The sequence below is a fragment of the Nonomuraea thailandensis genome, assembly GCF_024172165.1.
GTDB lineage: Bacteria > Actinomycetota > Actinomycetes > Streptosporangiales > Streptosporangiaceae > Nonomuraea > Nonomuraea thailandensis.
In genome coordinates this window covers 11,817,185-11,839,082 of sequence record NZ_JAMZEB010000002.1, presented here as the reverse complement: position 1 = coordinate 11,839,082, position 21,898 = coordinate 11,817,185, and the positions used below count along the sequence as shown (strand labels likewise).

Genomic DNA, 21,898 nt, shown 5'->3' with positions numbered 1-21,898 from the left:
TCTCTTCCGAAAGGCGTGAACTCATGCGTGCTCTGCTGATCGACCATTCCACCGCCTCCGGCCTGCGCCTCGGCGAGACCGCCGATCCCGTACCGGAGCCGCACCAGGCCCTGGTCCGGGTGCACGCCACGTCGCTCAACTTCGGCGAGGTCAGGCACGGCATCGAGCACGCCGGCGACGGTGCCGTGCTGGGCTGGGACGCCGCGGGCGTGGTCGAGCGCGCCGCGGCCGACGGCTCGGGCCCGGCCGCCGGCACGCCGGTGATCACCATCGGCTACGACGGCGCGTGGGCGGAGCTGCGTGCCGTGGACACCTCGATGCTCGGCGTCGTGCCGGCCGGAGCCGACCTCGGGGCGATCAGCACGATCCCGGTGGCGGGCGCGAGCGCGCTGCGCGCGTTGCGCAGGATCGGGCCGCTGCTGGGCAAGCGGGTGCTGGTCACGGGCGCCACGGGAGGTGTGGGCCGGTACGCCGTGCAGCTCGCCCGCCGCGCCGGCGCCCACGTCGTCGCCTCGACCGGAGACCCGGCGGGGCACGGCGACGGGCTGCGCGCGCTGGGCGCCCACGAGGTGGTCGCCCGCCCCGAGCTGGCGGACGGCCTGGTGGACGGGGTGGTGGACAACGTCGGCGGGCCCCAGCTCGTGGCGGCGTTCGACAGGCTCGCGGCGCACGGCACGCTCGTCTCCGTCGGCCACGGCACGGGCGAGGCGGAGGTCTTCCCGTTCGGCGCGCTCTTCGGCGACGAGGGGCGGCACGACCGCTCCGTCGTCACCTTCTACCTGCTGGACGGCACGGACCTCGTCCCCGACCTGACCTGGCTGGCCGCCCGCGTGGCCGCCGGCGACCTCGACCCCGGGATCTCCTGGCGCGGCGAGTGGAAGCGGGCGGACGAGGCCGTCGCCGCCCTGGTGGAGGGTCGGCTGCACGGCAAGGCGGTGCTCGACGTCGGCTGACGACTTGACCTGAAGCAAAGTTGAGGTTGCACGCTCGTAGGGAGCAACCGGACAGAGCCCTACGGGAGAACACCATGCACGCCGTCGTCCTGCACGCCTTCGGTCCCGCCGAGAACCTGAGTTACGAGACCGTCCCCGATCCCGAGCCCGGCCCCGGTCAGGTGCGCATCGCCGTCAAGGCGGCCGGGGTGCACCTGGTCGAGACCATGATGCGGTCCGGCCTGGCCAGTGACTCGCTGCCGCCGCTGCCCGAGCTGCCGGCGATCTTCGGTGGCGAGGTGTCCGGGCAGGTGGACGCCGTGGGGCCGGGAGTGGACCCCGCCTGGATCGGCCGTGACGTGGTCACCTCGGGCGGACAGCCCGGCGGGTACGCGGAGCTGGCCGTGGCCGGCATGGACGGCCTGCACCGGCTGCCCGCCGGGGTGAGCCACGAGGCCGCCGTCGCGATGATCGTCACCGGCGTCACCACGCTGCAGTTCCTGGACGTGGCCGAGCTGACCTCCTCGGACGTCGTCCTGGTGACCTCGGCGGCGGGCGGGATCGGGCGGCTGATCATCCAGTACGCGCGCCGCCTCGGCGCCCAGGTGATCGGCGCGGCGGGCGGTCCCGGCAAGGTCACGGCCGTCCGCGAGCTGGGCGCCGACTTCGCCGTGGACTACGACGCGCCCGCCTGGCAGGAGGAGGCCGGCGCGTGGCTGGGCGGCAGGAAGGTCACCGCCCTGCTCGACGGGGTCGGCGGCGGCAAGGCGCGGGCGGCGTTCGAGCTGCTGGCCGACGGCGGCCGGTACGTCACCATCGGCAACGCCTCCCAGGGCGACTTCACGCCGGACCCCGAGACCGTGCGCGAGCGCGGCCTTACCGTGACCAACGCCCTGCTCCTGCTGCTCGGCCGACCGGACGACCGGCCCGCGTACGAGGTCAGGGCGCTGGCGGCGGCGGCCGACGGGACGCTGGTGCCGGACGTGCAGGTGTTCCCGCTGTCGCAGGCGGCCGCGGCGCACGCGGCGCTGGAGTCCCGGCAGACCACGGGCAAGGTCGTCCTCGTGCCGTGATCGCCGGGCGTCCGCTCGCGGTGCCCCTACCGCTGGATCCGGACTCGGCGCTCAATAGGGTGCAAGACATGGCGGAACGGACGATGAATCCGGGCACCCCTGACTGCCGCAGCGCCGGGCGGTACCTGTGGTGGCTCGTCACCCAGCAGCGCGGCCGGGTTCTGGCGGGAGCCTGCCTGGGCACCGCCTGGATGGTCTGCCTGACGCTGCCGCCGTACTTCCTGTCCCGCGCCATCGACGACGGCCTGGCCAGGGGGCGCTGGCCCGTGCTGGCCGGATGGACCGCCGCCGTGTTCGGCATCGGCCTGCTGAACGCCTGGCTGGCCATCATGCGCCACCGGACGATGACCCGGGTGCGCATGGACGCCGCGTTCCGGACCGTACAGGTGGTGGCCCTCCAGGCGACGCGCCTGGGCGCGGCGCTGCCACGCAAGGTGACGGCCGGGGAGGTCGTCACGATCGGGTTCGGCGACGCCGCCATGATGAGCAGCACCCTCACCGTCACCGGCCCGGGCGTCGGCGCGGTCCTGGCCTACGCCGTGGTGGCCGGGCTGCTGCTGACCGTCTCCCCGCTGCTGGCCGCCGTGGTGCTGCTGGGAGTGCCGCTGCTGGTCGTGCTGCTCGGCCCGCTGCTGGGCCGGTTACGGGGCGCGGAGACGGCCTACCGGGTACGGCAGGGCGAGCTCGCCGCCCGGTTCGCCGACATCGCGGGAGGGCTGCGGGTGCTGAACGGCATCGGCGGCAAGGACGTCTACGCCGCCCGCTACCGGCACGACTCCCAGGAGCTGCGGGAGCAGGGTTACCGGGTCGGGGCGGTGACGAGCTGGATCCACGCCCTGGGGGTGGGCCTGCCCACGCTGTTCCTGGGCGCGGTGACGTGGCTGGCGGCCCGGATGGCGGTGCAGGGGGACATCACGGTCGGGGAGCTGGTGGCGGTGTACGGGTACGCCGCCGTGCTCGTGGTGCCGGTCTCGTTCTTCGTCGAGGGCGGCTACGACATCGGCCGCGGCCTGGTCGCCGCCCGCAGGGTCGTGCACTTCCTGACCCTGAAACCCGACACGCCCGGCGGCGAGCTGGACCCTCCGGCGTCGCCCGCGCCGTTGCACGATCCGGCGTCCGGCGTCGAGATCGCGCCCGGCAAGCTCACCGCGCTGGTCAGCGCCCGGCCGTCGGAGCCGGTCGCGGTGCTGGACCGGCTGGGCGGCTTCGCCGCGTCGGACGCCACCTGGGGCGGGATGCCGCTGCGCGACCTCGATCCGGTACGGGTGCGCGAGCGGATCCTGGTGGCCGACAACGAGGCGGACCTGTTCGCGGGCACGCTGCGCTCGATCGTCGCCAGCCGCCACGACACGCCGGACGCGGCCGATGCCGGCCGCCCACACTCGCCGGGCCAGGCCGATGGAAGAGACCCACGCCCCTCACGCGAGTCCCGTGCAGGCAGCACGCACCCGTGCCACGAGGCCGGCGGGGATCGCGTGCGTTCGCTGGACGAGGACGTGGCGCGCGCGATCCACGCGGCCATGGCCGACGACATCGTGCAGGCGCTCCCGGGCGGGCTCGCCTCGGCCATCGCCGCCCAGGGCCGCAACCTGTCGGGCGGGCAGCGGCAGCGCCTGCGGCTGGCCCGCGCGTTGCTGGCCGACCCGGAGATCCTCCTGGCCGCCGAGCCCACCTCCGCCCTGGACGCCCACACGGAGGCGACGGTGGCGGGACGGCTGCGCGCGGCCCGTGCCGGCCGCACCACGGCCGTCGCCACCACCTCGCCGCTCGTCCTGGATCGCGCGGACGTCGTGCACTACCTGGTGGACGGCGCGGTGGCGGCGTCGGGCTCCCATCACGACCTGCTACGCGACCAGCCCGGCTACCGAGCGCTGGTCTCGCGCGGAACGGATGACGACGAGAACGGCATGGACACCGACGGCGCTGACGGCGACAGCGGGAGCGGCGTCGAGCGTGGCGACGCCGACGGTGGTGGCGGGAGCGGCGGCCGGCGTGGCGGCGTTGCGACCGAGGAGCGGGTCCGATGAGCACCGCCGGTCCGCGGTCGGCCGGTGCCGCCCAGGGCGACGACACCGGCCGCCTGCCCATCGCCGAGGCCAGGCAGACCCGGCGGGCCGCGCTGCGCCTGATCCGCGTGGACGGTCGTGCCTTCGCCTGCATGCTCGCCCTCAACGCCCTGGCCGCCACCGCCGGCCTGGCCGCGCCGTGGCTGCTGGGGCGCATCATCGACGAGGTCAAGGCCGGTGCGAGCCTGACCACGGTGGACCGGCTGGCGCTGGCCATCCTGGTCTGCGCGGTGGCCCAGCTCGTGCTGTCCCGGTACGCGAGCTACGTCGGCCACCGCTTCGGCGAGCGCACGCTGGGCCGGATCAGGGAGCAGTTCGCCGAGCGGGCGCTGGCCCTGCCGTCGCCGGCGGCCGAGCGGGCCGGCACGGGGGACCTCACCACCCGGGGCACCACCGACGTCGCCTCCGTCGGGGCCACGCTGCGTGACGCGGGGCCGGACGTGGCGATCGCCGCCGTGCGGGCGGTGTTCGTGCTGGTCGCCGTCTTCGTGCTGAATCCGCTGCTGGGCGCGTGCGGGCTGCTCGGGCTGGTGGGCATCTGGTTCGCCTCCCGGTGGTACCTGCGCCGGGCGGTCACGGCGTACCTGGACGAGGGCGCGGCGAACTCGGCGCTGGCCGAGGAGCTGGCCTCGACGACCGGCGGCGCCCGCACGATGCAGGCGCTGCGCCTGGAGCGCCGCCGCATCGACGCGTGCCAGGGCGCGATCGAGGAGTGCCGCCGCACCCGGCTCAGGACGTTGTCCCTGCGCAGCGTGCTGTTCCCGGTGGTGGACGTCTCGCACGTGCTGCCGGTCACCGCCGTCCTGCTGCTCGGCGGCGCGCTACTGCTGCGTGAGCCGAGCGCCGTGTCGCTGGGGACGGTGGTGGCCGCGGCGCTCTATCTGACCCAGCTCTCGGAGCCGCTCAACACCATCCTTGAGCAGCTCGAACGCCTGCAGAGCAGCACCGCCTCGTTCGCCCGCGTGGAGGGGCTGGCGCTGACCTCGCGGCCCGCAGAGGTCTCCCCCGTGCCGGCCGACGACCGCATCGAGGTGTCCGGCGTGAGCTTCGCCTACGACGGCGGGCCCGACGTCCTGCACGGGGTGGATTTCCGGGTACGCCCCGGCGAGCGCCTGGCGATCGTCGGCCCCTCCGGCGCGGGGAAGACCACGCTGGGCAGGCTGCTGGCGGGCATGGACGTCCCCGGACAGGGCTCCGTCACGGTGGGCGGCGTGCCCGTGGCCGACCTCGACCCGGCCCGGCTCCGCGAGCGCGTCATCCTCGTCACCCAGGAGCACCACGTCTTCCTCGGCACCGTGCGCGACAACCTGCGCATCGCCGCCCCTTCCGCCACGGACGCCGAGCTGCGCGCGGCCCTGGCGGCGGTGGGCGCGGACTGGATCGGCGACCTCGCGGACGGCCTGGACACCGACCTGGGCCACGGCGCCCACCGCCCGGACGGCGCCCAGGCCCAGCAACTGGCGCTGGCCCGCGTGGTGCTGGCCGACCCGCACACGCTGATCCTCGACGAGGCGACCGCGCTGCTGGACCCGCGTACGGCCCGGCACACCGAGCGCGCCCTGGCCGCCGTGCTGCGGGGCCGCACGGTCATCGCCATCGCGCACCGGCTGCAGACGGCGCACGACGCGGACCGGGTGGCGGTGATGCGGGACGGGCGGCTCACGGAGCTGGGGACGCATGACGAGCTGGTCGCGGCAGGCGGGGCGTACGCGGACCTCTGGCACTCCTGGCACGGCCGATGAGCGCACCCGATGAGCCGGAGCGCGGTGCGCCGGAGCCCGGTGCGCCGGAGATCAAAGGCTGAAAAATATCTTCGCAAAGATCTCGCCTGAGAAGGAAAATGTTGAGACGCTGAACTGCACCACGCGCCCCAGCCCGAGGAGTGCCCATGCGCAGACTGTTGGCGATCTCCCTCGTCGCCGTCCTCCCGTTAAGCAATATCAGCGCAGCCCACGCCCAGGAGCCCGCCGACCGCCAGCAGGCGTTCGCCGCGGCCGCCGAGGAGTTCCAGGTACCGCAGAGCGTGCTGCTGGGCGTCTCCTACCTGGAGTCCCGCTGGGACGCCCACGCCGGCCAGCCCTCCAGCGACGCCGGCTTCGGCCCCATGCACCTGACCGACGCCGCCGCGTTCACCGCCGGCAACCACCACGACGACGGCGCGGAGGACGCCCGCGGTGACGAGAGCCGCCCGCTGCCCGCGCCCGCCGAGCAGCCCGCGCCCGCCGACATCCCCGCCTCGCTGCGGACCATGGAGCGGGCCGCCGCGCTGACCGGTGAGAGCCACGAGAAGCTGCGCACGGACGACGCCGCCAACATCCGCGGCGGCGCGGCGCTGCTGGCCGACTACCAGAAGGCGCTCGGCGCGCCGCTCAGCGACGACCCCGGCGAGTGGTACGGCGCCGTCGCCCGCTACTCGGGCGCCGAGGAGGCCGGGGCGGCCAAGTTCTTCGCCGACGAGGTCTTCTCGGTGATCGAGCAGGGCGTCACCCGGACGACCGACGACGGCGAGCAGGTCGCGCTCAGGGCCGTGCCCGGCCTGGACAAGATCGAGAAGTGGCTGGAGAAGCTCGGCCTGCGCCCGACGCGCACCGACGGCGTGGAGTGCCCCGCCTCGATCTCCTGCGAGTGGATCCCGGCCGCCTACCAGGAACTGCCGGGCGACGACTACGGCCACTACGACCTGGCGAACCGCCCGTTCAGCCAGAAGGTCGACTACATCATTATCCACGACATGGAGGGATATTTCCTGCCCTCCATCCGCCTCAACCAGGACCCGAACTACGGCGCGAGCTGGCACTACTCCCTCCGCTCGTCGGACGGCCACATCGCCCAGCACATCAAGACCAAGGACGTCGGCTGGCAGGCCGGCAACTGGTATGTCAACGCCAAGTCCATCGGTCTCGAACACGAGGGCTTCCTGGCCGAGGGCGGCACCTGGTACACCGAGGCGATGTACCGGTCGAGCGCCCGCCTGGTCCGCTACCTGGCGCTCAAGCACGGCGTCCCGCTGGACCGCGGGCACATCCTGGGCCACGACAACGTCCCCGGCACCCTGCCGACGACCGTGCGCCAGATGCACGAGGACCCGGGGCCGTTCTGGGACTGGGCGCACTACTTCCGGCTCATGGGCGCCCCGATGCACGCCTTCGGCGGCCCCGGCGCCGGATCGGTCATGATCAGGCCCGACTTCGCCACGAACAAGCCCTACTTCTACGGCTGCGACCGCAAGAACCCCGAGGCCGCCTGCCCGCCGCTGCCCGCCGGCACCGTCTGGCTGCGTACCGAGCCGCGCGCGGACGCGCCGCTGGTCAAGGACATCGGCAAGCACCCGACCGGCGAGTCCCTCTACAGCGTGTACGACCACAGCGCCCGCGCGAGCACCGGCCAGCGCTTCGCCGTGGCCGAGCGCCAGGGCGACTGGACGGCCATCTGGTACCTCGGCCAGAAGGCCTGGTTCCACAACCCGGCGAGCGCGCCGACCGCGGTGCCGTCGATGGGCCTCGTGGTCACGCCGAAGCCGGGCAAGGCGACCGTCCCGGTGTACGGCAGGGCGTACCCGGAGCAGGAGGCGTACCCCGAGGGTGTCCCGTACCAGGCGGTGACGCCGCTGCAGTACACGTTCTCCGCCGGGGAGAAGTACACGCTCGCGGGCCCGGCCGCCACGGAGTACTACCGCGCGGTCACCTTCAACCTGGAGGACCACCAGGTGGTCCGGGGCAAGACCAGGTACCTGGAGATCCAGTTCGGCCACCGCGTGATGTTCGTCAAGGCTGACGACGTGCGGGTGACGTTCTCCGGGTGAACTCCTTGACGGCGCGCCTGGTGCTCGCCAGCGCCTCCTGGGAGGAGTCGAACGTGCGCTGGGCGACGCCGACGAACAGGCAGTCGACCACGAGGAGCTGACTGATCCGGCTGGCCAGGGCGCCGGGACGGAACTCCGTCTCGCGCCCGGCCGAGATCAGCACGTGCTCGGCCAGCTCCGCGATGGACGAGCGCGGGTTGTTCGTGATCGCGACCGTGGTGGCCCCGGCCTCCTTGGCCCGGCTCAGCGGCTCGATCACGTCGGGGGTCTCGCCCGAGGTGCTGATGCCGATGGCGACGTCGCCCTCGCGCAGCAGCACCGCGCTGGTCAGCGCCAGGTGCGCGTCCTGGAAGGCGTGGCTGGACAGGCCGATGCGCAGCAGCTTCTGGGCGACGTCCTCGGCGACCAGCCCGGAGGCGCCGACCCCGAAGGCGTCGATCCGCCTGGCCCCGACGATGGCGTCCACGACCAGGCCTAACCGCTCGGAGGTGAGCTGGGCGACGGTGTCGTTGATCGCCTCCGACTCGGCCCGCGCCACCTTCTGGATGACCTCCGACAGGGGGTCGTCGGGGGCCAGGTCGCCGGGCACGAGCCGGTCGGGCTGCGCGGCCGCCGCCGCCAGGGCCAGCCTGAGCTGCGGATATCCGGCGAAGCCGAGCAGCCGCGCCGTGCGTACGATCGTGGCCTCGCTGGTGCCCGAGGCGGCGGAGAGCTCCGTGATGGTGCTCCTGGCCACCGTCGCGGGATCCTCCAGGATGAGGCGGGCGACGGTCTGGGCGGCAGGCGTCAGGGACGGCAGCACACCGCGGACCGTGGCCACCAGAGTGTCGGCGCGCAAGCCGTTCCCACTGTCGTCCACGGACCGATTATGCCGCCTGTGCCCGATAAGCGAGCGCCACGTCTCCCGCCGTACCGCTCCTGCCGCAGGATGCCTCCCGCCGTGCCGCCCGGCGCAGCGTGCCTTCCGCCGCTCCGCTCCTAGCGCAGCGTGCCGTTCGTCATCCCCGCCGGCTCCTCCGGAACGGCGATCAGGCCGAGCTCGGCCGGGGTGGCGAGCAGCGCGTGACTCGGGACCACGCGCACCGTGTAGCCGAAGGCGCCGGTGCGGTCGAGCGGCACGGCCCCGGTGTAGTGGGCGCGGCCGTCGTCGTCCACCGAGCGCACGGTCAGCTTCGTGTACGAGGGGTGCACGAGCTCGTCGTGCGGGCCGACCTTGCCGTGCGCGGCCTCCACCAGCACGTCGTCCGGCTCCAGGTCGCCGAGCGCGATCGTGGCGTGCAGCTCGATGGCGGCGCCGACCTCGGGGGTGTCGCCCACGCCCGCGGCCTCCACGTGCTCCACCCGCACCCCTGGCCAGGCCCTGGTGACCCGCACCCGCCAGGCGGCGAACGCCTTGGCCGGAGCGTAGGAGTCGGCGCTCAGGGCGCGGGCCGCGGCGGCGGCCGGGTTGTACAGGTCGACGACGTAGTCGCGCAGCATGCGCCCGGCCAGCACCTTCGGCCCGAGAGAGGTCAGCGTGTGCTTGACCATCTCCATCCAGCGCCGCGGCAGGCCGTCGAGCGCCCGGTCGTAGAACCGGTCGGACACCTCGTGCTCGATCAGGTCGTACAGGGCGGCGGCCTCCAGCTCGTCACGCCGGTCGGGGTCGCTCACCCCGTCGGCGGTCGGGATGGCCCAGCCGTTGGTGCCGTCGTACCACTCGTCCCACCAGCCGTCACGGATCGACAGGTTGAGCCCGCCGTTCAGCGCGGACTTCATGCCGGACGTGCCGGACGCCTCCAGCGGCCGCAGCGGGTTGTTCAGCCACACGTCGCAGCCCTGGACCATGAGCTGCCCGAGCGTCATGTCGTAGTCGGGCAGGAAGACGATCCGGTGCCGCACACCGGTGCGGTCGGCGAACTTGACGATCTGCTGGATGAGCTTCTTGCCGCCCTCGTCGGCGGGGTGGGCCTTGCCCGCGATGACGATCTGCACCGGCTTGTCGGGGTCGAGCAGCAGCTCGCTGAGCCGCTGGGGGTCGCGCAGCATGAGCGTGAGCCGCTTGTACGACGGCACCCGCCGGGCGAACCCGATGGTCAGCACCCCGGGGTCGAGCGCGTCGTCGATCCAGCCCAGCTCGGCGTCGGAGGCCCCGCGCTCGCGCCACGACCGGCGCAGCCGCGCCCTGGCCCCTTCGACGAGCCGGCGGCGCAGCACGCCGCGGATCTCCCAGATGTCGGCGTCGGAGATCTTCTGGATGGCGTCCCAGCCGCGGGCCCGCTCCAGCAGCGAGGGCACCTCGCGCCCGGCGAGCTCCATGAACTCCCTGCCGACCCAGGTCGGCGCGTGCACGCCGTTGGTGATCGAGCCGATCGGCACCTCGTCGAGGTCGAATCCCGGCCAAAGATTCTTGAACATCTCCCGGCTGACCTCGCCGTGCAGCTCGGACACCCCGTTGACCCGCTGGGCCAGCCGCATGCCCATGACGGCCATGTTGAACCGCCCGGGGTCGGATTCGGCACCCAGCGCGAGGATGCGCTCCACCGGCACCGTCGGCCAGGCGTTGGCGCCGCCGAAGTGCCGCTCGATCATGTCGACGGGGAAGCGGTCGATGCCGGCGGGAACGGGGGTGTGCGTGGTGAACACCGTGCCCGCGCGCACCGCCTCCAGCGCCTCGTCGAACGTCATCCGCGCCTCGGTCAGCTCGCGGATGCGCTCCAGGCCGAGGAAGCCGGCGTGGCCCTCGTTGGTGTGGAAGACCTCGGGCTCGGCATGGCCGGTGATCTTGCAGTAGGCCCTGATCGCGCGCACGCCGCCGACGCCGAGCAGCAGCTCCTGCATGAGCCGGTGGTCGGTGCCGCCGCCGTAGAGGCGGTCGGTGATGTCGCGGGCGGCGGTGTCGTTGTCGGCCACGTCGGAGTCGAGCAGCAGCAGCGGGATCCGCCCGACCTGCGCCACCCACACCTGCGCGTGCAGCACCCGGTCGTCGGGCAGGGCCAGGCGGATCTTGACGGGCGCGCCCTCGGCGTCCTTCAGCAGGCTCAGCGGCAGCCCGCCCGCGTCGAGCGACGGGTAGTGCTCCAGCTGCCAGCCCTCGGGCGACAACGACTGGGTGAAGTAGCCGTGGCGGTAGAGCAGGCCCACCGCGAGGATCGGCACGCCCAGGTCGCTGGCCGCCTTGAGGTGGTCTCCCGCCAGGATGCCGAGGCCTCCGGAGTACTGCGGCAGCGCGGCGGCGATGCCGTACTCGGGGGAGAAGTACGCGATGGCCCGCGCGCCCTCGGGCAGCGTCTGGTACCACCGCGGCGATGTCATGTATTCGCGCAGGTCGTCTGCGGCGTCGGCGAGGCGGCGCAGGAAGCGGCGGTCGGCCGCCAGCTCGCTCAGCCTGGCCGGCGTGACGGCGCCGAGCAGCGCGACGGGATCGTGCCCGACCTGTTCCCACAGGGCGGCGTCCACTTCCGCGAAAAGGTCCATCGTCTCCGGGTGCCAGGACCATCGGAGATTGTGGACGAGCTCGCCGAGGGCGGCCAGCTCCGCGGGTAGGACGGTGCGGACGGTAAACCGGCGGATAGCTCTCACGTTTCTGCACCCTACGGGCTAGGAGGGACCTCTGAGTCCTTCACCCTCATGAAGGCCGTTCAAACCCCTTCCGGGAACAAGCATGAAGAGGGACTATTGGGGCAACTTTCCAGGTTGTTGGGCTCTCCCGTACACACCGACGGGAGGTCTATCCGCTGCTGTCCACAATTTACATGCAAGGATCGTTCCTGCCAGGGAAGCCTCCGGCGGCACCGGGAGTGCCGCCGCAAACTCTCGAATGCGATGATCGGACGAATTCCCATCACGGACATCTCCCCCGTCGTCGACTGCGGGCAATGGCCCGCCAAGGCGGTCGCCGGCGAGACCTTCCAGGTCTCGGCGACCGTGTTCAGAGAGGGCCACGACGCCGTGGCCTCGGGAGTGGTGCTCACCGCGCCCGACGGCCGGCGAGGCCGCCTGAAACCCATGCGTGAGCTCGCCCCGGGCACCGACCGGTGGGGCGTGGACGTGAGCCTGCCCACCGAGGGCGATTGGCTGTTCCGCGTGGAGGCGTGGAGCGACCCGATCAGCACCTGGTTGCATGACGCCGAGATCAAGATCCCGCGCGGCATGGACGTCGATCTCATGTGCGAGGAGGGCGCGCGGCTGTTCGAGCGCGCCGCCAAGGCCGTGCGCGCCGCCGACTGTCCCAACGGCGCGCCGCCGGCGAGCGAGGCGTCCAAGCAGAACGGCACGCGCAAGCAGAACGGCAACGGCGACACCGCCTGCGGCCACCGCGCGGCGCTGCTGTCGATCTCGGCCACGCTGCGCGACCAGAACCTCGACCCCCGGGCCAGGCTCTCGATCGCCCAGCTCCCCGAGACGGCGGCGCTGCTGGACGCGCATCCGTTCCGGGAGCTGGTGACCAGGTCGAAGTCCCACAAGGTCCGGGTCGACCGGCGCAGGGCGCTCTACGGCTCCTGGTACGAGTTCTTCCCGCGCTCGGAAGGCGCGGTGGTCAACGAGCTCGGCATCTCCAAGTCCGGAAATTTCCAGACAGCAGCGAAGCGGCTGCCCGCGATCGCCAAGATGGGCTTCGACGTCGTCTACCTGCCGCCCATCCACCCGATCGGCACGACGTTCCGCAAGGGCCGCAACAACACGCTCAGCCCCGAGCCCGACGAGCCGGGCTCGCCGTGGGCGATCGGCTCGGAGGACGGCGGCCACGACGCGGTCCATCCCGACCTGGGCACGATCGAGGACTTCGACGAGTTCGTCGGCCGGGCCAGGGAGCTCGGCATGGAGGTCGCGCTCGACTTCGCCCTGCAGTGCTCCCCCGACCATCCCTGGGTCAAGGAGCACCCCGAGTGGTTCACGGTCAGGGCCGACGGGTCGATCGCGTACGCCGAGAACCCGCCGAAGAAGTACCAGGACATCTACCCGGTCAACTTCGACAAGGACCCGGAGGGCGTCTACACCGAGGTCAGGCGGGTGCTGCGGCACTGGATGGACCACGGGGTGCGCATCTTCAGGGTGGACAACCCGCACACCAAGCCGGTGGCCTTCTGGGAGCGGATGCTGGCCGACATCCACCGCACCGATCCCGACGTGATCTTCCTGTCGGAGGCGTTCACCAGGCCGGCGATGATGCGCGCGCTGGCCAAGACCGGTTTCCACCAGTCATACACGTATTACACCTGGAAGAACTCCAAATTCGATGTGGAGACATATCTGACGGAGCTCGCCCACGAGACCTCCTGCTATCTGCGGCCGAACCTGTTCGTGAACACGCCGGACATCCTGCACGAGTACCTGCAGCACGGCGGCGTGCCCGCGTTCAGGATCAGGGCCGTCCTGGCGGCGCTCGCCTCGCCCACCTGGGGCGTCTATTCGGGGTACGAACTCGGAGAAAATGTCCCGGTTCGCCCGGGTAGTGAGGAATACCTCGATAGTGAGAAATATCAATACAAACCGCGCGACTGGGCTGCGGCTGAACGTGAAGGATGGAGCCTGGCTCCCTTCATCACGCATCTGAATTTGTTCCGAAGAGCGCATCCGGCGCTGCAGGAGTTGCGTAATCTACGGTTCCACAGGGTCGACCAGGCGGACATCGTCTGCTTCTCCAAACGACTCCCGGGCGCCTATGACACGGCCACACGAAGGCACGGGCTGGGCGACGTCGTTCTGGCGGTCATCAACCTTGATCCGCACCATACCCACGAGGCGACGGTCGACCTTGACCTGCCCGCCCTCGGCCTCGACTGGAACGCCGAGTTCGTCGTCGACGACGAGCTGTCAGGCGAGTCGTACCGCTGGCGGCAGAGCAACTACGTACGCCTCGACCCCCACATCCAGCCTGCCCATATTCTCACCGTACGAGCCGCGCCACGGTAGATACTGAATTCAGCGGGGAGTCTTCAACGTGTGTGTCAGCGCCTCCCTCATGAGCCACCTGCGGGGCGGCTCATGAGCTCCACACCCATTCCCAACACCTTTGACGAGGAAAAGCCGCGCGATCCTTACTGGTACAAGCGCGCGGTTTTCTACGAGGTCCTGATCCGCGGGTTCGCGGACTCCAACGGCGACGGGACCGGCGACGTCAGAGGGCTCATCAGCAAGCTCGACTACCTGCAGTGGCTGGGCGTCGACTGCCTCTGGCTGCTGCCGCTGTACGAGTCGCCGCTGCGTGACGGCGGCTACGACATCGCGGACTTCATGAAGATCCTCCCCGAGTTCGGCGACCTCGGCGACTTCGTGAAGCTGGTCGACGAGGCCCACAAGCGCGGCATGCGCGTCATCGCCGATCTCGTCATGAACCACACCAGCGACGCCCACCCGTGGTTCCAGGCCTCCCGGCACGACCCCGAGGGCCCGTTCGGCGACTTCTACGTGTGGTCCGACACCGATGAGAAGTACCAGGACGCCCGGATCATCTTCATCGACACCGAGACGTCCAACTGGACCTACGACCCCGTCCGCGGCCAGTACTACTGGCACCGCTTCTTCCACCACCAGCCGGACCTCAACTACGAGAACCCGGACGTGCAGGAGGCGATGCTGGAGGTGCTGCGGTTCTGGCTGGACCTCGGCATCGACGGGTTCCGGCTGGACGCGGTGCCGTACCTCTTCGAGGAGGAGGGCACCAACTGCGAGAACCTGCCGCGCACGCACGAGTACCTCAAGCGGATCAGGGCCGACGTGGACCGGCTCTACCCCGACCGCGTGCTGCTGGCCGAGGCGAACCAGTGGCCCTCGGACGTCGTGGAGTACTTCGGCGACCCGGTCGGCGGCGGCGACGAGTGCCACATGGCCTTCCACTTCCCGCTGATGCCGCGCATCTTCATGGCCGTGCGCAGGGAGTCGCGCTACCCCATCTCCGAGATCCTCGCCCAGACGCCGAAGATCCCCGAGCACTGCCAGTGGGGCATCTTCCTGCGCAACCACGACGAGCTGACGCTCGAGATGGTCACGGACGAGGAACGCGACTACATGTACACCGAGTACGCCAAGGACCCCCGCATGCGGGCCAACGTCGGCATCCGCCGCCGCCTGGCTCCCCTGCTGGAGAACGACCGCAACCAGATCGAGCTGTTCACCGCCCTGCTCCTGTCGCTGCCCGGCTCCCCCGTGCTCTACTACGGCGACGAGATCGGCATGGGCGACAACATCTGGCTCGGCGACCGTGACGGCGTGCGCACCCCCATGCAGTGGGACCCCGACCGCAACGCCGGCTTCTCGGACTGCGACCCCGGCCGCCTCTACCTGCCGGTGATCATGGATCCGATCTACGGCTACCAGGCGATCAACGTCGAGGCCCAGCAGAAGAACGCCGGCTCGCTGCTGCACTGGACGCGGCGCATGATCGAGATCCGCAAGCGGCACCCGGTCTTCGGGCTGGGCGGTTACGCGGAGCTGAACTCCTCCAACCCCAGCGTGCTCGCGTTCGTCAGGGAGCTGGGCGACGACCGGATGCTCTGCGTGAACAACCTGTCACGCTTCCCGCAGCCGGTCGAGCTCGACCTGCGGAGGTTTGTCGGCGTCTCCCCCGTGGAAACCATGGGAGGCGTACCATTCCCGGCAATTGGCGAACTTCCGTATCTTTTGACGCTTCCCGGGCATGGGTTCTATTGGTTCACACTCCCGCCGGCCATCACCCAGGAGGAGTAAGCCGTGCTTGACGAGCTCCTTGCCGCATGGATCAGCCGCCAACGTTGGTTCGGCGGCAAGGGGCGCCCGATCGACGAACTGTCGATCGACTCGGACGTCGAGCTGACGCCCGGACTGAGGCACCTGATCATCGCCGTCTGGCAGGAGGGCTCGCGGGACCGCTACCAGGTGCTGGTGGGCGAGCGGGACGAGCTGCCCGACCGGCTCTCCCACGCCCTCATCGGCACCGTCGGCGACACCTACCTCTACGACGCCGTGCACGACAGCGGACGCACGGGCTGGCTGCTCGACGGCATGGCCCGCGACGAGACCCGCAGCGGCCTGCGCATGCGGCACGTGCCCGGCGTCACCATCGACACCACCCCGCGCAGCCTCGTGCTCGGCGCCGAGCAGTCGAACACCTCGCTGGTGTACGGGGACTCCTACATCTGCAAGCTCTTCCGCCGGCTCATCCCCGGCGTGAACCCCGAGCTGGAGATCATCACCGCGCTGGCCGGCCGGAACGCGCCGCACATCGCGCAGCCGTACGGATGGATCGAGACCGACCTCGACGGCGCCAACACGACGCTCGCCATCATGCAGGAGTTCCTGACGCCCGCCAACGACGGCTGGGACCTGGCGCTGGCCAGCGTGCGCGACCTGTACGCCTCGCTGCCCGAGCTGCCGGCGGCCGAGGCGGGCGGGGACTTCGCGGCCGAGGCGGTGCGGCTGGGCAGCGCCACCGCCCGCGTGCACCACGAGCTGGCCGCGGCCTTCCCGACGGGCGTCGTGGAGATCCACGAGGTCAAGCGCATGGCCGAGGGCTTCAGGCGCCGGCTGGGGCGGGCCGTGTCCGAGGTGCCCGAGCTGCGCGAGCATGTGAGCGCCATTGAGGAGGCCTACCACCAGGTCGAGCTGCTCACCAACGAGGTGCCTGTGCAACGCGTTCACGGCGACTTCCACCTCGGGCAGGTGATGCGGACGCCGATGGACTGGATCATCCTCGACTTCGAGGGCGAGCCGGGCCAGCCGCTGGCCGAACGGCGGGCGCTCTACTCGCCGCTGCGCGACGTGGCGGGCATGCTGCGCTCGTTCGACTACGCGGCCAGGCACCTGCTGGCCGGCCACGCCCGGGCCGAGGAGCTGGAGCCCAGGGCCCAGGAGTGGGCCGACCGCAACCGGGCCGCCTTCCTCGACGGCTACACCGAGGGCGGCGGCGTCATCTCCCCCGCGGACGCGGCGCTGCTGCGGGCGTTCGAGCTGTCGAAGGCGGTCTACGAGGTCGTGTACGAGGCCCGCAACCGGCCCTCCTGGATCCCGATCCCGCTCGCCGCCTTCCGCCCCCGCTAGGGCTGGAGCTCCTCGACCAGGCCCGACAGCCCCTCGTGGCCCAGCCCCCTGGCGGTGCGCTGGTCGATGACCGCCTTCAGGGGCAGCAGCAGGTCCGGCTTGACGCCCTGCTCGTAGAAGGCCCGTACCAGGTTCTCCACGCCGGCCCGGTTGATCTCCAGGTTGGAGACCTCGGTGCTGTGGTCGCCCGACTCCATCTTCCCGGCCCACAGGGGCTGCTGCGCGGCCATCGCGTTCAGCCACGGCACCAGCAGCGACGAGACGAAGTCCGTGAGCGGGTAGCCAGCCGACCTGACCAGCGCGGCGGCCTCCAGCAGGCCGGCGATCTGGCCGTACATGCCGGTCAGCATGGCCAGGTCGAGCAGCGGAGCCAGACCGGGATCGGCGCCGGTGAAGCGGGCCTCCGCCATCGCGGCCAGCGCTGCCTCGTACCGCTCGAAGGCCGGCTCCGAGCCGCTGTAGAGGATGAGCGCGCCCGGCTGGGCGATCATCTGGGGGACGGCCATGATGCCGCCGTCCAGGTACTCGCCGCCGCGCCCTGCCACCCACGCCGCCGTCTCGCGGGCCTCGGCGGGGCGGCCGGTGGTGAGGTTGGCGATGATCCGCCCCTCCAGCCGCGCGCCCGCCAGCGTGGCCGTCACGGACGGGTAGTCGAGCAGGCAGACGATCACCAGCGGGCTCGCCGCGACGGCCTCCTCGGGGGTGGCCGCCTGCTTGGCGCCCTTGGCGAGCAGGGGCTCGGCCTTGGCGGGCGTCCGGTTCCACACCGTGACCTGGTGCCCGGCGGCCAGGAGGCTCCCGGCGAGCGCGGTGCCCATGAGCCCGAGGCCGAGCACGGAGATGTTTTCCGACATTTCGGTGTTCCTTACAGGTGAGGATGTCTCTGCGACCCACCCTGCTCGCGGGCGGTTATGGTCGCATTCGGAGTTGGTTATGGGGGGGCTTGATGCGGTTCGGGGTGCTTGGTCCGCTCGCGGTGTGGACGCCTGACGGACGGCCGGTCCAGGTGCCCGAGGTCAAGGTCAGGGCGCTGCTCTCCGGGCTGCTGATCCAGGCGGGGCGGACGGTCTCCGCGGACCGGCTGATCGAGGACCTCTGGGGCGACCGGCCGCCCGCCGACGCCCCGGCGGCGCTGCGGGTCAAGGTGTCCCAGCTGCGGCGGGTGCTGGGCGATCGGGAGCTGGTGGCGTACCGGGCGCCCGGGTACGTGCTGCGGGCCGAGCCGGAGTCCGTGGACGCCGGGCTGTTCGAGTCGCTGCTCCTGCGCGCCCGGCGCGCCGGCGACCTCGACGCCCGGGCGGCGCTGCTGCGCCAGGCGCTGGAGTTGTGGCGGGGCGGCGCGTACGCCGAGTTCGCCGACGAGCCGTTCGCCAGGGCGGCGGTGGCCCGGCTGGACGAGCAGCGGCTGGTGGCGCTGGAGGAGCTGGCCGAGACGCGGCTCGGGCTCGGCGAGCACGGCCCGCTCGCCGCCGAGCTGGCCGACCTGGTGGCCGGGCATCCGCTGCGGGAGCGGCTGCGGGCCGTGCACATGCGGGCGCTGTACCGGGCCGGACGGCAGGGCGAGGCGCTGGCGAGCTACGGGGACCTGCGGCGGCGGCTCGCCGACGAGCTGGGGCTGGATCCCGGGCCGGAGCTGGCGGCACTGCACCAGGCGATCCTGGAGCAGGACCCCGGGCTGGACGCGCCCGCCGCGCGGCCCCGGACGAACCTGCCCGCCCCGCTGACCGATCTGGTGGGGCGGGACGAGGCGGTGGCCGAGGTGCGGGCGCTGCTGCGGGCGAACCGGCTCGTCACGCTCACGGGCCCCGGCGGCGTCGGCAAGACCCGCCTGGCCCTGGCCGCCGCGTCAGAGCTGGGCGGGTTCGACGGCGGGGTGTGGCTGGTGGAGCTGGCCTCGCTCGGGGCCGGGGCGCAGGCGGTCGAGGTGGCCGAGGCGATCGCGGGCGTGCTGGGCCTGCGCGACGACGCGCCCGGCTGCATCGTGGAGCGCCTGCCCGGCGCCCTGGCGGCCAGGCCGACGCTGCTGGTGCTGGACAACTGCGAGCACGTGGTCGAGCAGGTCGCCACGCTCGCCGCCACGCTCCTGCGGGCCGCTCCCGGGCTGCGCGTGCTGGCGACCGGCCAGGAGTCGCTGCGGATCGAGGGCGAGGCCCTGTGGAGCGTGCCGCCGCTGGGGCTGGAGGCGGCGATGGAGCTGTTCGCCGCGCGGGCCGGGATCGAGCCCGACGGCGACGTCGCGGAGATCTGCGAGCGGCTGGACGGGATCCCGCTGGCCCTGGAGCTGGCGGCCACGCGGATGCGCGCGCTGACCCCGAGGCAGCTCGCCGACCGCCTCGACGACCGCTTCCGGCTGCTCGCCTCCGGCCTGCGCGGCGCTCCGGCCCGGCAGCAGACGCTGCGCGCGATGATCGACTGGAGCTGGGAGCTGCTGACGGAGGCCGAGCGGGTGGTGCTGCGGCGCCTGGCCGTGCACGCCGACGGCTGCACGCTGGAGGCGGCCGAGGACGTCTGCGCCGAGCCGGGCCTGGACGTGCTCGACCTGCTGGCCCGCCTGGTCGACCGCTCCCTCGTGGCGCGCGCGATGGGCACGGGCCGCGAACCGGCGCCACCCCTGGCAGGGCCGCGTTACCGCCTGCTGGAGTCGGTGGCCGCCTACTGCCAGGAGCGGCTGCGGGAGGCGGGCGAGCTGGACACCGTGCGGCTCAGGCACGTACACCACTACGCCGCTCTGACCGGACGCCTGGAGCCGGCCCTGCGCGGGCCCGGGCAGCACGGCGCGCTCGCCCGGCTCGACGCCGAGGCCGCCAACCTCAGGACGGCCCTGGACACGGCGGTCCGCGTGCGGGCGGCGGGCCCGGCGCTGGCCCTGGTGAACAACCTGGCCTGGTACTGGGTGCTGCGCGGCAGGCTGGGCGAGGCCCGCCGCGCCCTGGAGTCGGCCCTGTCCGTGGCGACGCCGGGTGACCCGGCCACCGCCCAGGCCGGCGTGTGGCTGGCCGGGTTCGAGATGCTCGGGGGCCGCCTCGTACGGCGGGACACCGCGCTGATCGAGAGCATCGAGGACCCGCAGGCGCGGGCACGGGCGCGATGGTTCGCCGGGTTCGCCCTGTTCGGCTACGAGGACCTGACGGCGAGCCACGACCTGGTGGAGACGGCGCTGGCGGAGTTCGGGCGGCTCGGCGACGCGTGGGGCACGGCCGCCGCGCTCACCCTGCTCGGCCGGCACGCCGCCATGCGGGGTGACCTGGCGACCCTGCGGGACAGCGCGGAGCAGGGCCTGAGCCTGTTCCGCGGGATCGGCGACCGGTGGGGCGAGCTGCGGGCCACGGAGAACCTCGGCACGCTGGCCGAGATCACCGGCGACTACGAGCGGGCGACGGCGCTGCGGCTGGAGGTCCTCGCGATGGCCGAGGAGCTCGGGCTGTGGAGCTCGGTGTCGGAGGCGCTGTCGCGGCTGGGCAGGATCGCCATGCTGACCGGCGATCACGTCCGGGCCGACGACTACCACGAGCGGGCCAGGCGCCTGGCGGCGGCGCAGTCCAACCGTCCGGCCGAGGAGTTCGCCGAGCTGGGCCTGGCGCTGAGCGCGCGCAGGCAGGGCCGGCTGGACGAGGCCGAGCGACGGTTGCGGGCCTGGCTGGGCTGGGTCGAGGACGTGTCGGGCGATCCCGGCGCGGCGCTGATCCTGGCCGAGCTGGGGTTCGTGGCCGAGCAGCGCGGCGACGCGACGGGCGCGCTGGACCTGCAGCGCCAGGGGCTGGCCGTGGCCAGGAAGGTGGGCGACCCGCGGGCCGTCGCGCTGGCCCTGGAGGGCCTGTCGGGCGCGCTCGCGCTCGGCGGGCGGCCCGAGGAGGCAGGCCGACTGCTGGGCAAGGCCGCCGCGCTGCGGGAGTCGGTGGGCGCCCCGCTGCCGGAGGGCGAGCGCGGCGACGTCGAGCGCATCGCGGCGGCGGTGCGGCGCGCGTCGGGAGCGGACGCCCTCACGACGGCCATGAGCGCCGGCGCGGTCCTCGCGCTGGAGACGCTCCTCTCCACGGCGCTCGGCCCGGAAGCCGGCGCCTGACGCCCGTCAGTACGCCGGGTAACCCCCGCGGGCGTCCGGCATGGGAGCCGGGGCCTGGAGGTGCCGCTCCTGGGCGTTACTGATCTTGCGGATGACCCCGATCGCCAGCACCGCCGCGACCAGCAGCAGCCCGATGCTCACCACGTCGAACCGCGCGGCCCCCGCCAGGGTCTCCAGGTCGTCGGCCGCGAACAGCAGCCGCCCGGCGAAGTTGCTCACCAGGCTGCCCACCAGCCACGCCGCCCACCAGGCGTTGATCAGCCCCCTCGACGGGGAGCCGGGCTGGGAGGCGTACCAGATGTCGTCCACGATCTGCTTCGGGTACCAGAAGTTGATGATCGGCACCACCCAGCCGAAGATCACCCAAGGCCGGGTGCGCCGGTGACCGCCCGGCGAGAGGAGCTCCGCGTTGGCGCGCACCCTGGACAGCCAGACCAGGAACGCCACGACGGCGACCACGTAGACGCCGAACTCCGCGATGCCGGACAACCCGTAGACCAGGTCGGCGGTGTCGATCTCCGAATCGCTCACGGAGTCGAGATCCGCGATCATGCGATCCACGAACGCCCCGTACCACAGGCCGATCCCCGCCGAGAAGAGGCCGACGACGGAGTCGCACACCAGGGCCACGATCGCGAACAGCGCGACGCCGCGGACCGGGCGTAAGGGGGGCGGGGGCGGCGCGTATGCCTGCGGTGGGTACCCGGGCGGGGCGTAGCCCTGCTGAGGAGGTCCGGGTGGCGGGTAGCCGTGCTGGTCGGGCGGAGGAGGGTACAAGGCTCGCCTTTCTGAGAGGGGGGACGCGAGCAGCACCCCAGTATGTCGAGCCAAGAACCGGGAAAGGATCTCTCGGCCACCTCGGCATCTTCCTGTGATAAACCCGGGATTTTGCACATCCGGTGATTGTCGCGGTGAAAGCGGGCAGTGCCTGGGATGGACGGTCATCTTAGGGCAGTGTTGGGAGC

At 72.2% G+C, this 21,898-nt stretch carries 13 protein-coding genes; 9 read left to right on the top strand and 4 right to left on the bottom strand.

Annotation, left to right across the window (positions count from 1 at the left end; genetic code table 11):
• The first annotated feature begins 23 nt into the window (after window positions 1–23).
• The 5 genes from HD597_RS59120 to HD597_RS59100 all read left to right on the top strand — a co-directional run bounded on the left by HD597_RS59120 (window position 24) and on the right by HD597_RS59100 (window position 7,873).
• A complete protein-coding gene (locus HD597_RS59120) occupies window positions 24–953 on the top strand; it encodes a zinc-binding dehydrogenase (RefSeq protein WP_253757706.1) in 930 nt (309 codons plus the stop codon).
• Window positions 954–1,027: 74 nt separating this feature from the next.
• Window positions 1,028–2,005, top strand: a complete 978-nt coding sequence (locus tag HD597_RS59115; RefSeq protein ID WP_253757704.1) for a zinc-binding dehydrogenase — start codon at window positions 1,028–1,030, stop codon at window positions 2,003–2,005.
• 68 nt (window positions 2,006–2,073) lie between these two features.
• The gene (locus tag HD597_RS59110; RefSeq protein WP_253757702.1) at window positions 2,074–4,032 is read left to right on the top strand and encodes an ABC transporter transmembrane domain-containing protein; all 1,959 of its coding nucleotides are present in this window, start codon (window positions 2,074–2,076) and stop codon (window positions 4,030–4,032) included.
• Window positions 4,029–5,813, top strand: a complete 1,785-nt coding sequence (locus HD597_RS59105) for an ABC transporter ATP-binding protein (RefSeq protein WP_253757700.1) — start codon at window positions 4,029–4,031, stop codon at window positions 5,811–5,813. The genes HD597_RS59110 and HD597_RS59105 overlap by 4 nt, the downstream gene beginning before the upstream one ends.
• A gap of 146 nt (window positions 5,814–5,959) precedes the next feature.
• Window positions 5,960–7,873, top strand: coding sequence for an N-acetylmuramoyl-L-alanine amidase (locus HD597_RS59100; RefSeq protein ID WP_253757698.1), 1,914 nt, complete (start codon window positions 5,960–5,962; stop codon window positions 7,871–7,873).
• Here HD597_RS59100 and HD597_RS59095 read toward each other — a convergent pair.
• Both HD597_RS59095 and glgP read right to left on the bottom strand, forming a co-directional pair.
• Complete coding sequence (locus tag HD597_RS59095; protein ID WP_253757696.1) at window positions 7,836–8,732, bottom strand: MurR/RpiR family transcriptional regulator; 897 nt, start codon at window positions 8,730–8,732, stop codon at window positions 7,836–7,838. The two genes, HD597_RS59100 and HD597_RS59095, sit on opposite strands and share 38 nt — an antisense overlap.
• Window positions 8,733–8,851: 119 nt before the next feature.
• Window positions 8,852–11,434, bottom strand: coding sequence for an alpha-glucan family phosphorylase (gene glgP / locus HD597_RS59090; RefSeq protein WP_253757694.1), 2,583 nt, complete (start codon window positions 11,432–11,434; stop codon window positions 8,852–8,854).
• Window positions 11,435–11,677: 243 nt separating this feature from the next.
• Here glgP and HD597_RS59085 point away from each other — a divergent pair, with 243 nt between their 5' ends.
• The 3 genes from HD597_RS59085 to HD597_RS59075 all read left to right on the top strand — a co-directional run bounded on the left by HD597_RS59085 (window position 11,678) and on the right by HD597_RS59075 (window position 16,870).
• Window positions 11,678–13,768 (top strand): alpha-1,4-glucan--maltose-1-phosphate maltosyltransferase, encoded by a 2,091-nt coding sequence (locus HD597_RS59085; protein ID WP_253757692.1) that lies wholly within the window; start codon window positions 11,678–11,680, stop codon window positions 13,766–13,768.
• Between the two features lie 72 nt (window positions 13,769–13,840).
• The gene (treS, locus tag HD597_RS59080; protein WP_253757690.1) at window positions 13,841–15,541 is read left to right on the top strand and encodes a maltose alpha-D-glucosyltransferase; all 1,701 of its coding nucleotides are present in this window, start codon (window positions 13,841–13,843) and stop codon (window positions 15,539–15,541) included.
• 3 nt (window positions 15,542–15,544) lie between these two features.
• Window positions 15,545–16,870: a maltokinase N-terminal cap-like domain-containing protein gene (locus tag HD597_RS59075; protein WP_253757687.1), complete on the top strand. Its 1,326-nt coding sequence runs from the start codon at window positions 15,545–15,547 to the stop codon at window positions 16,868–16,870.
• On the opposite strand, the gene HD597_RS59070 is transcribed toward HD597_RS59075, so the two are convergent.
• Window positions 16,867–17,724, bottom strand: coding sequence for an NAD(P)-dependent oxidoreductase (locus HD597_RS59070; protein WP_253757685.1), 858 nt, complete (start codon window positions 17,722–17,724; stop codon window positions 16,867–16,869). The genes HD597_RS59075 and HD597_RS59070 overlap by 4 nt on opposite strands.
• Window positions 17,725–17,816: 92 nt before the next feature.
• Here HD597_RS59070 and HD597_RS59065 point away from each other — a divergent pair, with 92 nt between their 5' ends.
• Window positions 17,817–20,933, top strand: a complete 3,117-nt coding sequence (locus HD597_RS59065) for an AfsR/SARP family transcriptional regulator (protein ID WP_253757683.1) — start codon at window positions 17,817–17,819, stop codon at window positions 20,931–20,933.
• Window positions 20,934–20,939: 6 nt separating this feature from the next.
• Here the strand turns inward: HD597_RS59065 and HD597_RS59060 are convergent, their stop codons facing one another.
• A complete protein-coding gene (locus HD597_RS59060) occupies window positions 20,940–21,710 on the bottom strand; it encodes a DUF4328 domain-containing protein (protein ID WP_253757681.1) in 771 nt (256 codons plus the stop codon).
• Window positions 21,711–21,898: the final 188 nt, after the last annotated feature.

What these genes read in the sequence shown, in the direction of transcription:
- HD597_RS59120 (WP_253757706.1), top strand. Translation starts at nt 24, where the DNA reads ATGCGTGCTCTGCTGATCGACCATTCCACCGCCTCCGGCCTGCGCCTC.
- HD597_RS59115 (WP_253757704.1), top strand. Translation starts at nt 1,028, where the DNA reads ATGCACGCCGTCGTCCTGCACGCCTTCGGTCCCGCCGAGAACCTGAGT.
- HD597_RS59110 (WP_253757702.1), top strand. Translation starts at nt 2,074, where the DNA reads ATGGCGGAACGGACGATGAATCCGGGCACCCCTGACTGCCGCAGCGCC.
- HD597_RS59105 (WP_253757700.1), top strand. Translation starts at nt 4,029, where the DNA reads ATGAGCACCGCCGGTCCGCGGTCGGCCGGTGCCGCCCAGGGCGACGAC.
- HD597_RS59100 (WP_253757698.1), top strand. Translation starts at nt 5,960, where the DNA reads ATGCGCAGACTGTTGGCGATCTCCCTCGTCGCCGTCCTCCCGTTAAGC.
- HD597_RS59085 (WP_253757692.1), top strand. Translation starts at nt 11,678, where the DNA reads ATGATCGGACGAATTCCCATCACGGACATCTCCCCCGTCGTCGACTGC.
- treS (WP_253757690.1), top strand. Translation starts at nt 13,841, where the DNA reads ATGAGCTCCACACCCATTCCCAACACCTTTGACGAGGAAAAGCCGCGC.
- HD597_RS59070 (WP_253757685.1), bottom strand. Translation starts at nt 17,724, where the DNA reads ATGTCGGAAAACATCTCCGTGCTCGGCCTCGGGCTCATGGGCACCGCG.
- HD597_RS59065 (WP_253757683.1), top strand. Translation starts at nt 17,817, where the DNA reads ATGCGGTTCGGGGTGCTTGGTCCGCTCGCGGTGTGGACGCCTGACGGA.